Source organism: Pseudomonas aestiva (assembly GCF_039908605.1).
Lineage (GTDB): Bacteria > Pseudomonadota > Gammaproteobacteria > Pseudomonadales > Pseudomonadaceae > Chryseomonas > Chryseomonas aestiva.
The window spans coordinates 3,380,889-3,394,958 of sequence record NZ_CP150916.1 but is presented as its reverse complement, the minus strand read 5'-3'; the positions used below and the strand labels follow the sequence as shown (position 1 = coordinate 3,394,958).

Sequence of the window (14,070 nt, the reverse complement as noted above, 5' to 3'; positions counted from 1 at the left end):
GGCGACCTTGTCCGACTTCCAGGCTCTTCCAGTAGCGATTTGTGGCTGTGATCACAGCATAGAGCAGCAGACGAAAACCTGCCGAATTTATCTGTACTCTCCGTTGGCTAACCGTCTGCATTGCTTGTATCTGGAGCGCCTCTGGAGGTTCGCGTCATGGCCTTTTATCCCGTCCTACTTTCAGTCGTGTTCGTCGTTCGTAATCAGGCTGCCGAGTTGCAGAGCGTCCTCGAACGCGCGGCAACTGTTATCGGTCCCTTGGTAAGTGACTACGAACTTATCATTGTCGATAACGCCTCCGCTGATGACAGCGTAGCGCGACTCAAACAACTCACCAGTATCACCGGCCTGCCCAATCTGCAGGTATATGCCCTGACCAAGGAAGTGGATTCCGATACAGCTGCCTGGGTGGGTCTGGAAAATGCGCTTGGTGACTTCGCGGTCGTCATAGATCCGGAAACCGATGACATCGCCTTCTTGCCTGACATGTTGCAACAGGCGGCCGGCGGCATCGACGTGGTGTTCGCCAACAATCAGCAGAAAGTTCGCCAGACCCTGTCCTACAGTCTTTGCTCCAGAGGTTTCAACAGCCTCTACCGGCAATTCAACGGGGTCGATCTGGCCAAGGATGCGCCCCAGTACCGGATGCTCAGCAAGAAGGTCATCAATTATATCCTGCGCCATCCCGCGCCGGCCTTGACCTATAGGCACCTGCCGGCGACGGCGGGCTTCTCCCGTACCAATCTCGAATACAGCATGCCGCCGCGCAGTAGCAAGCCCAAGCGGCTGTCCGGCAGCTTCGATCGCGGTGCCCGCCTGCTGGTGTCCTCCACCCGCAAGCCGATGCGCATGGTCAGCTTCCTGTCCATCGTGGGTGCCCTGTCCAATCTGCTCTATTCCATCTACGTCATTGCCATCGGCCTGTTCAAGGATGACGTCGCACCGGGTTGGGTGACGATTTCATTACAGCAGTCCGGCATGTTCTTTCTCATTTCGCTGGTCCTGCTCGTCCTTGGCGAATATGTCCTGCAGTTGACCCACAGAGTCAACGAAGGGCCGCTCTATCATGTCGCCCAGGAGTTCACGAGCGCCGTCATGACGCGCCGTGACAAGCTCAATGTCGAAGTAGTGCAGGGCGGTAATGCCGCAGGACCGGCTACTCAATTTGGCATGGCCTGACGATCATGAAAGATGCGATCGTCATCGGTGGCGGATTTTACGGGGCCATGACGGCCCTGTATCTCATGCGCGTGAGGGGCTTTGCGAAAGTCACCCTGATCGAGCGGGAAGACGGGCTGTTGAAGCGTGCCTCTTATCACAATCAGGCACGTGTTCATAACGGTTATCACTATCCGCGCAGTTTCGTCACGGCCTTTCGCAGCCGGGTCAACTTGCCGCGCTTCTTGCGCGACTATCCCGATGTGGTAGTGCGGGATTTCACCAAGTTGTATGCCATTGCCCGCAACAACTCCAAGGTAACGGCCAAGCAGTTCGAACGCTTCTGTCAGGGGATCGAGGCTTCCCTGCAGCCGGCATCCGAAGAATTAAGTCGATTGTTCGACGATCGATTGATCGAGGCGGTGTATCTGACTGAGGAATATGCCTTCAACTCCGCCGTACTTGCCGCCGAAGTGAGTCGCGAGCTCGATGCCGTCGGCGTCGAGGTGCGCCTCAAGAGTCGCGTGATGGCGATCCGCGGTGAAGCGGGGGGACTGGGTGCCGAGGTCGTGGATGAAGCCGGACGACAGGAGGAGCTGCATTGCCGCTACCTCTTCAACTGTACCTACAGCGGCCTCAACCAGTACGGCGGCGATTTCCCCGGCACGGCCACCCGGTTACGCCATGAGATCACCGAGATGGCCCTGGTGGAGATGCCTCCGGAGCTGCGCAACCTCGGCGTGACGGTCATGGACGGTCCGTTCTTTTCCATGATGCCGTTCCCGGCGCGCGGTCTGCACACTCTGTCCCATGTGCGTTACACCCCGCACCTGAACTGGGAAGACGCCAATGGCACCGATCCCTATGCCCTGCTCGACGACTACGACCGTGCTTCGCGAGCGGACTGGATGGTGCGCGACGTGGCCCGCTACATGTCGGCTGCGGCACGGGTGGAGTACCGGGATTCGCTGTTCGAGGTGAAGACCATCCTGATGAAGAACGAAGGTGACGACGGCCGTCCCATCCTCTTCGAACAACATTCCCAGCTGCCCGGCTGCTATTCGATGCTGGGCGGCAAGATCGACAACATTTTCGATGCCCTGGAGCGCCTCGATGCCGAACCCTTCCACTGAAGCGACACCCAGGGGGGTGTCCGGCGTCGCCGGCTTCATCAGCGTTCTGATCTTTTCCATCATCAATTTCTTTCTGTTCGGCAAGGGCGTCATCCTCGACCCCTTCCACCAGGGGGAATATTTCGCCACGCTGCCGACGCTGCTGCACAGTCAGCCGGGCGCCCATGCCTTCACCATCCATGGCGGGCTGGATTTCATCCCGGTGTGGCTGGCGGAGACCTGGTTCGGCGCCCAGCACACCTTCCTGGTGACCCAGATCCTCTATGGACTGTGCAACACCGGCGCGGCCCTATTGCTGTGGGGAACGGCCGTCTTGCTGTGCCCCGTGCCCAAGGGCCGCGCGCGCCTGATCCTGCTGGTCGCCATGGGCGCCGTGGCGACCCAGGTGGTGGGCTATCGCGATCTCTTCCTGCTGCTGTCACTGTTCCTCTTCTGTCTGCATCGCAAGGTGGAGACCACGCCGCGGCGATTGGTCTGCGAGGTGCTGCTCGGCCTGGCCGCCGGCTTCAATCTGTTCTGGTCCTATGACCGCGGGATCGCCGGGGTGCTGGCCATCGGTTCGGCGGTACTGCTCACGCTGCTTCTGCATCGGCGCCATTTCCTGTCGCTGCTGACCTTCGTGGCAACGGTTGGCTGGCTTGGCTTTGGTACCGATTTCTTCGCCCTGACCGATTACGTCAAGAACCTGACCTTCCTTCTGGAAACCTCGTCCCAGTGGGGCTATGGCCTGAATGCCCGGCCGCTGGCGCTGAGCCTGCTGCTGGCAGTGCCTACGGCGCTGGCCGGTTTCGCCCTGATCCGCTGTCTGCCCTGGCCGTGGCGCTGGAGCGAGGATCTGCCGCTGATTGGCGCCCTGGCAGTGCTGCTCGCGATCTTCTTCAAGATCGGGGTCAATCGCGCGGACTTCCAGCATATCCAGATGGGCTTCTGGGTACCCCTGCTGAGCCTGCTCTATGCCGCCCGCCGGCAGCGGCTGGCCCGCAACGGTGGCTGGGACATCTCGGCGCATCCGCGCGCGGCGGCCGCGGCCATTGCCGCTGCCGTACTGATGGGGCTGGTCGGACTTAATCCCTCGCCGTTCTTTGCGGTGCTGCTGGCGGGTGCGCTGCTGGCCTTCAGCCGGCGTCTGCTGGTACCGGCCCTGGCGGCGCTGTTGGTGCTGCTCGCCGCCTTCAACCTCTACAAGTCGCCGGTCGAGCGGGTGTGGGCCCAGGGGCTCGCCTGGGTGCCGGCGCTGACCGCCTTGCCGGATGACGCCGCCTTGGCCACGCCCGGGGTGCAATGGGCCTCGCGGCGCCTGCTGGAAAGCGGCGCTCACTGTGTGTTCGATCTGGCCAACAATGGGGTCATCAACGGCGTGACCGATCTGCCGGCCTGTACCAAGTACATCTATCCGGTCTATGCCACGCCACCCTACGAAGCCGATCTGCTCAGCGATCTGCAGCATGCCGATCCGCCGGCGGTGGTGTATTCGACGACCTTCTGGTCATTCAAGCTGAACAACATTTCCATGCACGACAAATTTCCACGACTCAAGGCCTACCTGGACGAGCGTTATCCCGTCGAGGAGTGCCAACCGGACTATTGCCTGAGATTCAAGACCAAGGGGTGAGCTACATGAAGACCGACGCATTGATAGGGTACAGCGGCTTCGTGGGGTCGACGCTGCTCAAGCAGAAGGCCTTCGGCGCGCTGTTTCGCTCCACCAATATCGACCAGATTGGCGATCAGCCCTATGGCCAGGTCATCTGCGCCGGAGCGCCGGCGCAGAAGTGGATCGCCAATCGCGATCCTGCGGCCGATCGCGAGAAGATCGATGGCCTGATCAGTCATCTGTCGCGGATCCAGTGCGATTCCTTCGTGCTGATCAGCACCGTGGATGTCTTCAAGCAGCCGCTCGGCGTCGATGAGACCACCGCGGTGGACGCAGAGGGACTGCACGCCTATGGCGCCAATCGCTATCGACTGGAGCAGTTCGTCCGTGAGCATTTCGCCAAGGCCCTGATCGTCCGCCTGCCGGGCCTGGTCGGGCCCGGGCTGCGCAAGAACGTGATCTACGACCTGCTCAACGACAACAACCTGCACGCGGTGGAAAGTCGCGGCGTCTTCCAGTTCTATCCGATGGTCAATCTCGGCTATGACATCCAGACCGCCCAGGCTGCCGGGCTGGACCTGGTGCACCTGACCGCCGAGCCCATCAGCGTGGCTGACATCGCCAGCCAGGGTTTCGGACGCGACTTCGGCAATACCCTGGAGGGTACGCCAGCGCGCTACGATTTCCGCAGCGTGCATGCCGAAGTCTTCGGCGGGCGTGACGGCTACCAGTACAGCGCGCGCGACACCCTGCTCGCGGTCCGCGCCTATGCCCAGTCGGAACCCCCGGTCATCAAGGCGGAGGGTCAGTGATGCGCATCGCCATCTCCAATATCGCCTGGGATCCGACCGATGACGCCATGGTCGCCGAGATCCTGCAGCAATACCGGGTGGATGCCATCGACATCGCCCCCGGCAAGTATTTTGCCGATCCCAAGGCGGCCACCGCTCAGGAAATCCAGGTCGTGCGTCAGCAGTGGCAGGCCCGCGGCATCGAGATCACCGGCATGCAGGCGTTACTGTTCGGCACCACCGGCCTCAACGTTTTCGGCGCCGACGACGTGCAGCGCGCGCTGCTGGCGCAGCTGGAGGGCGTCTGCCGGGTCGCCGAGGGGCTGGGCGCGACGCGCCTGGTGTTCGGCTCGCCGCGCAATCGCGATCGCTCGGGGCTGAGTGACGACCAGGCCCTGGCGCAGGCACGGGACTTCTTCCGCCGCCTGGGTGATGTGGCCGCGGCGCACCGGGTGCAGATCTGCCTGGAGCCCAATCCGCCACGCTATGGCGCCAACTTCATGATCGACAGCGATTCCACCGCCGCCGTGGTACGGGCCGTGGAGCATCCGGCGATCCTCATGCAGCTCGATACCGGCGCCCTGACCATCAACGAGGAGGATGCCGCCCGCGTCCTCGAAGAGCATGCCGAACTGATCGGTCACGTCCATGCCAGCGAACCGGATCTGGTGACCCTGGGGGAGGGCGGTACCAACCACGAGGGAATCGCCTTCGCCCTGACCCGGCGGCTGCCGGAGCAGGTGGTCAGCATCGAGATGCTGCCGGCCAAGCAGGGCTCCAACCTGGCCGCGCTGGAGCGTGGCGTCCAGGTCGCGGTCAAGGCCTATCGCGACCTGCCGGAGGCTGCCGCATGAAGTGGCTGATCCTGATCCTGGGCATTGCGTCCAACGCCTCGGCGAGCGTGCTGGTGAAGCTGGCCATGCTGCCGCCGCGGCGTTTTCCCAGTCTGAGCGATCCCATGGCCGCGCTTGCCAACTGGCCATTCTGGCTGGGGCTCTTCATGTATGGCCTGGCCTTTCTGCTGTATGCCGCCGCCCTTGCCAAGCTGCCGCTGAACGTGGCGCATCCGGTGCTGACGGCCGGGGCCATCGCCAGCGTCGCCTTGTTGTCGGTGGTGATCTTTCGCGAAGCCTTTCCCTGGACCACGGCGGCAGGCATCGTCCTGATCATCGCCGGCGTCGCCCTCATCACGGCCCGTGTCGGTTGAACCTGGAGGACCTATGACTACTGCAATTCCCGCCACCGAGCGCGCCCTCTGGCAGGTGCCCAGCTATTCGACGACCTTCTGGAACGGTCGCAGCCGTCCGCACTGCGTGGTGATCCCGGTCATCAACGAAGGCGAGCGGATTCTCAACCTCTTGCGGCGCATGGCGGCGGTCAGGATCGCCGACATCGCCGATGTCATCATCGTCGACGGTGGCAGTACCGACGGCTCGCTGGAGCCGCAGCGGCTACAGGAGCTGGGCGTGCGTGGGCTGCTGGTCAAGACCGCACCGGGCAAGCTCAGCTCCCAGCTGCGCTGCGCCTATGCCTTCGTGCTCGACGAGGGCTACACCGGCATCGTGACCATCGACGGCAATGACAAGGACGATCCGGACGCCATCCCGCGCTTCATCGACGCCATCGAGCAGGGCTACGACTTCGTCCAGGCCTCGCGCTTCCTGGCCGGCGGCGTGGCGGAAAACACCCCCAAGTCCCGCGACTTCGCCATTCGCTTCATCCATGCGCCCATGCTGAGCCTGGCCTCGGGTTTCCACTGGACCGACACCACCCAGGGTTTCCGCGCCTACAGCCGGGCCATGCTGCTGGATCCGCGCGTGGCACCGTTCCGCGACGAGTTCACCACCTACGAGTTGCTGGCCTATCTTTCCTATCGGGTACCGAAATTGGGCTATCGCTGCGTGGAACTCCCCACCGTGCGGCGCTATCCGAAGGGCGAGGTACCCACCAAGATCAGCAGCGTCAGAGGTAATCTGTCGGTGCTGCAGGTACTGATGAAGGCCTGTGCAGGCCAATACAACCCACGCCTGGGCGAGGACGCCCAGCTGGCGGCGCAACGACGAAGCTGATTCCGTCGCGCTTGCCGGGTGTGCAAGAGACGATGGAGTAGGCAATGGTGCGTGTGCTGTCGGCGTTTCGCGGGCTCTATTTCGCGACGCTGTTGATGTTGATCGGGACCGGTCTGCTGAGTACCTATCTCGGTCTGCGACTGGCCGCCGATCAGGTGCAGGGACTCTGGGTCGGCGCCCTGACCGCTGCCTATTACGCGGGCCTGGTGATAGGCGGCAAGTTGGGGCATCGACTGATCGCCAAGGTCGGCCATATCCGTGCCTATGTGACCTGCGCCGGCGTAGTCGGCGCAGCGGTGCTGGGGATCGGCCTGCTGCCCTGGCTGCCGATGTGGTTGGCACTCAGGGTGCTGATCGGCATGGGCATGATGTGCCAGTACATGGTGCTGGAGAGCTGGCTCAACGAGCAGGCCGGCCCAGGCGAGCGCGGCAAGGTCTTTTCCGGCTACATGACCGCTTCCTACCTCGGCCTGGCGCTGGGGCAGGTGGTGCTGGTGCTCTCGCCGGATCTCGGCGTCGACAAGCTGATGCTGGTCGCCATCTGTTACGCCCTGTGCCTGGTGCCGGTGGCGGTCACCGGCAAGATCCACCCGGCACCGCTCAAGCCGGCGCCGCTGGAACCCACGTTTTTTATCCAGCGAATTCCGCAGTCGTTGACCACGACCCTGGTCGCCGGACTGGTGATCGGCTCCTTCTACGGCCTGGCGCCCCTCTATGCCAGCGCCCAGGGCCTGCCCACCGAGCGCATCGGCCTGTTCATGGCCTGCTGCATCTTCGCCGGCCTGATCGCCCAGTGGCCAATCGGCTGGCTGTCGGATCGGCATGATCGCAGCTGGCTGATCCGGGTGGTCGCCATCGCCCTGATGCTGGCTGCCCTGCCACTGGCCGTGCTGCCCCATGTGCCGCCGGTGGTGCTGCTGCCGCTCGGCCTCATCGCCAGCCTGTTGCAATTCGTGCTCTATCCCCTGGCGGTGGCGCTGTCCAATGACCATATCGAAGGGGAGCGGCGGGTATCCCTGAGCGCCATGCTACTGGTGACCTTTGGCATCGGTGCCTGTATCGGTCCGCTGGTGGTGGGTGCGCTGATGAATCTGGTCGGACCCAACATGCTCTATGCCTTTGTCGTGCTCTGCGGTGCCATCCTGATCTGGCGCATTCGTCCGGATGCGGTCACCGGCAAGCACCTGGTCGACGAGGCGCCGCTGAGCCACGTACAGATGCCCGAAGGGTCGACCAGTTCGCCGCTGGCAGCGGCCCTGGATCCACGGGTCGATAGCCAGGTGGTGCATGACCAGATGCACACTGAGCCGGTCGTAGAGGAGGAGCCTGTCGAGGAGGGAGCACCGCTGCAGGAAGAGATCGAGTTCCTGCAGAACCCGCCTGAATCCAAGGCGCCCTGAGCGGTGGAGGAGGGCGTCCAGCAGTCGTGGACGCCCGGTCGGTCACTCGAACCGGCGGTTTTCTCGCTGCAACTGGTAGATGAAGCGCTCGATCTGGCGCTGGGCTGCGCCGGTCAGGCTGTTGAAGCAGACGCCGACGTCGCTGTATTCCATACGCTCCGGACAGGCCACGTGGCGAATGGTCACCGGGGTGTTGATCGTTCCGATGGGCAACTCCGCGCTGAAGCTCTGTACCTGCTGCCCCGTTTGCAGCAGATGAGTGACGTTGCCAGGGAAACGCAGCTTGCAGCCCGTGGCCGACAGATCGATCAACTGGCCTCGCAGCTGGATCGGGCTGTTGCCCTGGCTCAGCTCCGCCGTCGCCGGCTGGGTCAGCAGCAACTTGACCCGATAGGCATTGCGCCGCTGGTGATAGGTGAGTTCGGTGGGCAGGCCGATCCAGTAGCAGCGATTGCCATCCAGCTCGCTGAACTCGACCGGATGATTGATCTCCCAGGTGACCTTGATGCCTTCGTGGAAGCTGTCCACCCGGAACGACTGGCCCTGTTCGAGCAGACGTTCGGCCTCGCGTGGGATGAACTCATCCAGCGCGATCAAGCCCTTCGCCTCGTCGATCTCGACGACGAAGCTCTGGAATTGCTGCCCCTGACGATTGAAGGTGATCCGCAGCGGAATATGCTGCTGTTGCGCTGGCCGCAGGCAGGCCAGGATCTCGCCCTTGGAGCGATAGACCTGGGGTGGCTGAGCGGCATGGTCGCTAGCGGAAGAGCCTTGCACCTGGAAACTCCTGTAAACAGCGGTCAGCAAGGATACTGGCTTAACGCCATCTGTACAGTGAAAAACGCTGGCATGAGAATGCCCGTGATCAAGCCGAGCTCAGGGGACGCTGATAGCCGCCACCGGTCTGACTGCCGCGACGGTTGTACAGCGTGGGCGCCGAAGTGCCCTGCAGTACATTGAGCAGTTTGCCGACCACGAAGCGGTTGGCCTGGATGATCTGGCCATTACGGACGTTGTGAGCCTTGCATTGCTCCATGAGCTGCGCGAGCTGACTGGAGCGTGCCAACAATTCTTCCCCGTCGGGCTGCTGGGCGGCGTAGGCCTGCAAACCCTGCAGATCCGCTCGCAGACCATGGGTCTGGAGCAGCAGGGTACGCTGCTGAGCGTGCTGATCGAGCTGTTTGAGCAGGATCTGCTTGGTGCCCAGCAGGGCCTCCAGCCGATCGAGCTGGCGCTCGCTCAGGGCCTGGAACTCCTGCTCGATCAGGGCCAGCAGTTGCTCGCTCAGGTCGATGTCGTGGCGGGTGATCTCGAGCAAGTTGGCATGGGGCATGGCGCGGTTTCCGTTCGAACGTTAGTGGCGATCGTCAGAAAGGCCATGCCGAGCCGGGCGTCAGGACTCGAACGCCATCAGCTTGTCGGCCACCTTCTGGCTGTCGACCTTGTAGGAGCCATCGGCGATGGCCTGTTTCAGGCGGCTGACCTTGTCGCTGTCGACCACCGGCAGATCCTTGAGCCCTGCCGTCAAGGAGCTCAGTTGCTTGGCCTCGGCGCTCAAGCTGACCGACTCGCCGGAGGCGGTGCTCTTGGTAGCCTTGACGTCGCTGGTCTGAGCCGTGGACACGTCCTTGGTGGACGCCGCCTTGGTGTTGCCTATGCCCGCAGTAGAGGACGAATTCAGGCGATTGATATCTAGAGCCATGAGTGAAGATCCTCGTGTCGTCTCATTCGCATGTCCGGCTTATCGGCGTGCCATGCCGAAACTTTAGCCGCAGACCTGTGCGCCTTGTCACATCCTTCGACAGGATGACGCGCAGAGGTTCAGGATGCAGACGCCAAGGTACTCCTTTTGACTTCTTCGCTAAAGCGCCACCTCCACCTGCCCCTGATCGACGACCCGACCGCGGATCACCCGGTTGGAGCTCAGGTTGCGTACACGAATCTCCTCATCCTTGGCGCCTGCGCTGAGGGCTTCGCCCTGCATGCGGATACTGAAGGAAGCGCTGCGGGCATTGATCACCACCTGTTCGCCCTTGCGGATGAGTTCGGCCTGCTCGATAAAGGAGGGCGCCAGCACCTGCTCGCTGACCACCTGACGCTTCAGCTGGGTACCTATCACCTGCTCCAGGCTGGTCAGGTAACCCTGGGTCAGGGTGCCGACATCGCGCTCCACCAGGGCCACGTTCTGGTCGTCGAGCACCGCGCCACGCAACAGCGGCTGCTGAGTAACCACCACCGGGCGATACAGCTTGACCTGAGCGGGCACGAATACCGTCCAGGGACTGCCGCCTTCGCAACGCACCTTGACGTTGATCCGGCCCACCGGCGTCGGGCTGCCCTGTTGGGATAGCGTCAGGGGTTTGTCGCAGGCGGCAAGGCGCAATCGGGGATCCAGGGAGTTGATCTGGGTTTCATGGCGAGCGTTGGAATGGGTCTCCAGCAAATATTCCTGCACGCGCTCCTCAAGAAAACTTTCGACAGCGCCGATAAGTTCGTCAGATGAGGTGTAGTCGCCTTCTGCATAGGCCTTTCCGCCCAGGCATGTCAGGATCAACACAAGATTCGCAGCCCAGCGGCAAGAGTTCTTCATAGGTCGGAAACACGTCGCTTCGATCTTCATGAGTCACATCTAAGCAAGCCCTGTGCCGAGTTTTCCAACCGGTCCGTGGCAACGAGAGGAGTCGCCAAATGGCTGGTGTATTGGACGCAGTCAACCAACGTACCCAACTGGTGGGCCAGAACCGTCTGGAACTGCTGCTGTTCCGCCTGGACGGCTCGCAGCTCTACGGCATCAACGTCTTCAAGGTGAAGGAGGTGCTGCAGTGCCCCAAACTCACCGTGATGCCGAAATCCAGTCCGGTGGTACGGGGCGTGGCCAGCATTCGTGGCGGCACCTTTCCCATCATCGACCTGGCGATGGCTACCGGTCGTCGTGGGCTGGAAGACATCAACAACTGCTTCGTGATCATCACCGAGTACAACACCAAGGTGCAGGGCTTCCTGGTGCGCTCGGTGGAGCGAATCGTCAACATGAACTGGGAAGGCATCAATCCGCCGCCCAAGGGGACCGGTCGTGACCACTACCTGACCGCCGTCACCCGGGTCGACAACCAGCTCGTCGAGATCATCGACGTGGAAAAGATCCTCTCCGAAGTCGCACCGTCGGTCGAAACCGTGTCGGCCGGCGTCATCAGCGAAGTGGTACAGGCCAAGGCCGTCACCAAGCGCGTTCTGATCGTCGACGACTCCTCGGTGGCCCGCAAGCAAGTGAGCCGCTGCCTGGAAACCGTCGGGGTAGAGGTCATCTCCCTCAACGACGGTCGCCAGGCCCTGAACTTTCTCCAGGCGATGGTGGCGGAAGGCAAGCGTCCGGAAGAGGAATTGCTGATGATCATTTCCGACATCGAGATGCCGGAAATGGATGGCTACACCCTGACGGCGGAAATCCGTCATGATTCGCGGATGCAGAAAGTGCATATACTGCTGCATACCTCCTTGTCCGGCGTCTTCAACCAGGCGATGGTCAAGAAGGTCGGTGCGGACGACTTCCTGGCCAAGTTCCGTCCCGATGATCTTGCCTCCCGGGTAGCCGAGCGCATCAATGCGGTCGACAGTCACTAGGTGAAGGCGTCTCTATCCCGGTATCCAGAAGGCGGAGCGGCAGTGTCAGCAGTCAACGCGGATTTTGTGCTTTTTCGTGATTTCCTCGAGAAATCCAGCGGGATCCTGCTCGGTGACAACAAGCAGTACCTCGTCTCCAGTCGGCTCAACAAGCTGATGGAGACCGAGGGGATCAAGACGTTGTCGGAGTTGGTGCAGCGCATCCAGATGCAGCCCCGTGGCGGTCTGCGGGAAAAGGTCATCGATGCGATGACGACCAATGAAACCCTCTGGTTTCGCGACACCTATCCCTTCGAGGTGCTGAAGAACCGCCTCTTGCCGGAGTTGACCAAGAACACCTTCGGCCAGCGCCTGCGGGTCTGGTCGGCGGCCTGCTCTTCGGGTCAGGAACCCTATTCACTGTCCATGACCATGGACGAATTCGAGCGCAGCGCGGCGGGGCAGGGGCGTGGCGGTATGCAAATCGTGGCGACCGACCTCTCCGGCGCCATTCTCACCGCGGCCAAGTCGGGTGAGTACGATTCGCTGGCGATCGGTCGAGGGCTATCCCAGGAGCGCTTGCAGCGCTACTTTGACGTGCTCCAGCCGAATCGCTGGGCGGTTAAGCCGGCGATTCGCAGCCGTATCGAATTCCGCGCGCTAAATCTGCTGGACAGCTACGCCAGCCTCGGCAAATTCGACATGGTGTTCTGCCGCAATGTGCTGATCTACTTCTCCGCTGAAGTGAAGAAGGACATCCTCACGCGCATTCACGGTACCCTCAAGCCGGGCGGTTATCTGTTCCTGGGCGCCTCCGAGGCCCTCAACGGCCTGCCGGATCTCTACCAGATGGTGCAGTGCAATCCGGGCATCATCTACAAGGCCAAGTAAGCATTCGATAGAGGGTGGCAAAGCTGGATTTCAGCACATGGTCTTCGCGGTACTTTGCAGCTCTGTGTGCTATCTAGCTGTAATTGGTTCCTAGTACTAACCGTACCCATCCAAGCGACTGCTGTTGCTCGGCTTTAAACATTCCGGTTGGTATGCACGGTGCTGCGTTGGCTTTTATCGTCCACGCAACTTGCCGGCATGCTGTACAACCTGAGCACAGCCTAGTCTCAGCCACGCCTATACCTGCCGGGGGTGATAGGTCTTAAGTTCCTCTCCGCGTTCAGCCTGATTCGTTGCATCGCACGGGCATGTTGAGCATCTTGCGAAGCGTCGCAATGTGGTTTTCGGCAATCTCGGGCGTTGAGCGCTTTGCGGGGGCTACTCGATGTGCCGGGCGGGGACGATGGTCCATGCCGAGGTCTCTGTTCGCCACGGTCTGCATTGCCGGCCTGTCTCGCAGTGCATAAGGCCGGAAACCTCCCGACTGCGCTCGTCTGATCAAGCCAAAGGCATAGGCCACTACGTCGCGTATGCCGCCGCTACGGTGTCTGGCCTCCAGTTCTGCCAACACCTGCTGACGCTGCTCCAGCGCCAACTCATCAAGTCCAGTTAGAAGCTCTTGCAACTGCTTTTCATCAACTCCCGCAAGACAGGATGGAAGCGGAGTGCTGCCCTCTGTGCTTTCGAGCTCTGAAGGGTACGTACGTACTTTATACGTCTTACTACTGTACGTACTGTATTGGCCAATGGGTTCGTCGTGGACTTCGTTGGTCTGTGACAGACCAGTTTGGCCTATGCCAGACCCCATCTGTACCGCCTCGGAGCTAGAGCTCCCGAGGTCATCAGGGCTAGCCTGCCCATCGTCACTGCGCTGCTTTTGCTCGAACGCATGATTGAGATGCTGCGCAATCCGGTGGATCGGATGGCCCGTCTCGTGAAGGCACGCGTGCAATAGGCCGGCAAGCGTCTGGTCGGCAGTGCATGCTCGATCAAACGCTAAGGCACGCTCATGCACCCTGTAGCGCTCGCTCATCACCTTGCCCGTCATGGGGTCACGCTGTACACCGAGCAGAGTGATCCAACCCGTCAGGCGTAGCACCTTCAGCACACGTCGTGCCGTCTCATAGCCCGCCCGTTGTCCTAACGGCGTGGTGCTGAGATAGCGTCGAAGCTGGCTCAGACTCGTAAGCGAACTCACACCGTCTGCATCACTGAGCATGCGTAAGACCTGCCACCCGTTGCGCTCCAGCGGCGTCAGCCGCGGATCTACCAGCAGTGCGATTGGCGTCGTGAACCAGTTAGTCGATGCGTAGCGCTTGTGCGTGCAATAGTTTCCCATTTGCTCTCCCCCTACGAAGGCCGTTCGGCTGTCAGCGAGTCTCGTGGGGGCTGGATTGGTCTGTCCCAGAACAATCTGATTTGGCCCGTTACCGT

15 protein-coding genes are annotated in these 14,070 nt (G+C 61.7%); 10 read left to right on the top strand and 5 right to left on the bottom strand.

The features are described 5' to 3' along the window. Positions 1–156 precede the first annotated feature (156 nt). Genes AABM56_RS15755 through AABM56_RS15720 form a run of 8 tightly spaced genes read left to right on the top strand, consistent with a single transcriptional unit; the run spans position 157 to position 8,145 of the window. Positions 157–1,179 (top strand): glycosyltransferase, encoded by a 1,023-nt coding sequence (locus tag AABM56_RS15755; protein ID WP_133862472.1) that lies wholly within the window; start codon positions 157–159, stop codon positions 1,177–1,179. Between the two features lie 5 nt (positions 1,180–1,184). Further along, complete coding sequence (locus AABM56_RS15750) at positions 1,185–2,291, top strand: FAD-dependent oxidoreductase (protein WP_133862471.1); 1,107 nt, start codon at positions 1,185–1,187, stop codon at positions 2,289–2,291. Then, complete coding sequence (locus AABM56_RS15745) at positions 2,272–3,903, top strand: hypothetical protein (RefSeq protein WP_347883471.1); 1,632 nt, start codon at positions 2,272–2,274, stop codon at positions 3,901–3,903. Before AABM56_RS15750 ends, AABM56_RS15745 begins: the two co-directional genes overlap by 20 nt. A 5-nt stretch (positions 3,904–3,908) precedes the next feature. Further along, on the top strand, positions 3,909–4,697 hold the full coding sequence (locus tag AABM56_RS15740; RefSeq protein ID WP_347883470.1) for a pyridine nucleotide transhydrogenase: 789 nt from the start codon (positions 3,909–3,911) through the stop codon (positions 4,695–4,697). Beyond that, positions 4,697–5,530 carry a sugar phosphate isomerase/epimerase gene (locus AABM56_RS15735; protein WP_133862469.1) on the top strand — a complete coding sequence of 278 codons (834 nt, stop codon included), beginning with the start codon at positions 4,697–4,699 and terminating at the stop codon, positions 5,528–5,530. The genes AABM56_RS15740 and AABM56_RS15735 overlap by 1 nt, the downstream gene beginning before the upstream one ends. Beyond that, a complete protein-coding gene (locus tag AABM56_RS15730; protein ID WP_027598043.1) occupies positions 5,527–5,883 on the top strand; it encodes an SMR family transporter in 357 nt (118 codons plus the stop codon). The genes AABM56_RS15735 and AABM56_RS15730 overlap by 4 nt, the downstream gene beginning before the upstream one ends. 13 nt (positions 5,884–5,896) lie before the next feature. Next, positions 5,897–6,745, top strand: a complete 849-nt coding sequence (locus AABM56_RS15725) for a glycosyltransferase family 2 protein (RefSeq protein WP_133862468.1) — start codon at positions 5,897–5,899, stop codon at positions 6,743–6,745. A 44-nt stretch (positions 6,746–6,789) separates the two neighbouring features. Next, positions 6,790–8,145: an MFS transporter gene (locus tag AABM56_RS15720; protein ID WP_347883469.1), complete on the top strand. Its 1,356-nt coding sequence runs from the start codon at positions 6,790–6,792 to the stop codon at positions 8,143–8,145. A gap of 42 nt (positions 8,146–8,187) precedes the next feature. On the opposite strand, the gene AABM56_RS15715 is transcribed toward AABM56_RS15720, so the two are convergent. The 4 genes from AABM56_RS15715 to flgA form a co-directional block, all read right to left on the bottom strand. Further along, positions 8,188–8,922, bottom strand: a complete 735-nt coding sequence (locus tag AABM56_RS15715) for a flagellar regulator YcgR PilZN domain-containing protein (RefSeq protein ID WP_347883468.1) — start codon at positions 8,920–8,922, stop codon at positions 8,188–8,190. A gap of 88 nt (positions 8,923–9,010) precedes the next feature. After that, positions 9,011–9,478 carry a flagella synthesis protein FlgN gene (locus tag AABM56_RS15710; RefSeq protein ID WP_133862465.1) on the bottom strand — a complete coding sequence of 156 codons (468 nt, stop codon included), beginning with the start codon at positions 9,476–9,478 and terminating at the stop codon, positions 9,011–9,013. 60 nt (positions 9,479–9,538) lie between these two features. Next, complete coding sequence (gene flgM, locus AABM56_RS15705; protein ID WP_059315614.1) at positions 9,539–9,847, bottom strand: flagellar biosynthesis anti-sigma factor FlgM; 309 nt, start codon at positions 9,845–9,847, stop codon at positions 9,539–9,541. Positions 9,848–10,006: 159 nt separating this feature from the next. After that, the gene (flgA, locus tag AABM56_RS15700) at positions 10,007–10,600 is read right to left on the bottom strand and encodes a flagellar basal body P-ring formation chaperone FlgA (protein ID WP_263258885.1); all 594 of its coding nucleotides are present in this window, start codon (positions 10,598–10,600) and stop codon (positions 10,007–10,009) included. A 233-nt stretch (positions 10,601–10,833) separates the two neighbouring features. On the opposite strand from flgA, the gene AABM56_RS15695 reads away from it, so the two are divergent. Both AABM56_RS15695 and cheR read left to right on the top strand, forming a co-directional pair. Then, on the top strand, positions 10,834–11,766 hold the full coding sequence (locus AABM56_RS15695; protein ID WP_044340938.1) for a chemotaxis protein CheV: 933 nt from the start codon (positions 10,834–10,836) through the stop codon (positions 11,764–11,766). Positions 11,767–11,808: 42 nt separating this feature from the next. After that, positions 11,809–12,636: a protein-glutamate O-methyltransferase CheR gene (gene cheR / locus AABM56_RS15690; protein ID WP_208692067.1), complete on the top strand. Its 828-nt coding sequence runs from the start codon at positions 11,809–11,811 to the stop codon at positions 12,634–12,636. A gap of 280 nt (positions 12,637–12,916) precedes the next feature. Here cheR and AABM56_RS15685 read toward each other — a convergent pair whose 3' ends face one another. After that, entirely contained in the window at positions 12,917–13,975 is a 1,059-nt protein-coding gene (locus AABM56_RS15685; RefSeq protein WP_347883467.1) for an STY4528 family pathogenicity island replication protein, read from the bottom strand. Between the last annotated feature and the right edge of the window lie 95 nt (positions 13,976–14,070).

Coding starts and splice junctions, on each gene's coding strand:
- AABM56_RS15730 (WP_027598043.1), top strand. CDS start 5,527: ATGAAGTGGCTGATCCTGATCCTGGGCATTGCGTCCAACGCCTCGGCG.
- AABM56_RS15725 (WP_133862468.1), top strand. CDS start 5,897: ATGACTACTGCAATTCCCGCCACCGAGCGCGCCCTCTGGCAGGTGCCC.
- AABM56_RS15720 (WP_347883469.1), top strand. CDS start 6,790: ATGGTGCGTGTGCTGTCGGCGTTTCGCGGGCTCTATTTCGCGACGCTG.
- AABM56_RS15735 (WP_133862469.1), top strand. CDS start 4,697: ATGCGCATCGCCATCTCCAATATCGCCTGGGATCCGACCGATGACGCC.
- flgM (WP_059315614.1), bottom strand. CDS start 9,847: ATGGCTCTAGATATCAATCGCCTGAATTCGTCCTCTACTGCGGGCATA.
- AABM56_RS15695 (WP_044340938.1), top strand. CDS start 10,834: ATGGCTGGTGTATTGGACGCAGTCAACCAACGTACCCAACTGGTGGGC.
- AABM56_RS15745 (WP_347883471.1), top strand. CDS start 2,272: ATGCCGAACCCTTCCACTGAAGCGACACCCAGGGGGGTGTCCGGCGTC.
- AABM56_RS15740 (WP_347883470.1), top strand. CDS start 3,909: ATGAAGACCGACGCATTGATAGGGTACAGCGGCTTCGTGGGGTCGACG.
- AABM56_RS15750 (WP_133862471.1), top strand. CDS start 1,185: ATGAAAGATGCGATCGTCATCGGTGGCGGATTTTACGGGGCCATGACG.
- AABM56_RS15685 (WP_347883467.1), bottom strand. CDS start 13,975: ATGGGAAACTATTGCACGCACAAGCGCTACGCATCGACTAACTGGTTC.
- AABM56_RS15710 (WP_133862465.1), bottom strand. CDS start 9,478: ATGCCCCATGCCAACTTGCTCGAGATCACCCGCCACGACATCGACCTG.
- AABM56_RS15755 (WP_133862472.1), top strand. CDS start 157: ATGGCCTTTTATCCCGTCCTACTTTCAGTCGTGTTCGTCGTTCGTAAT.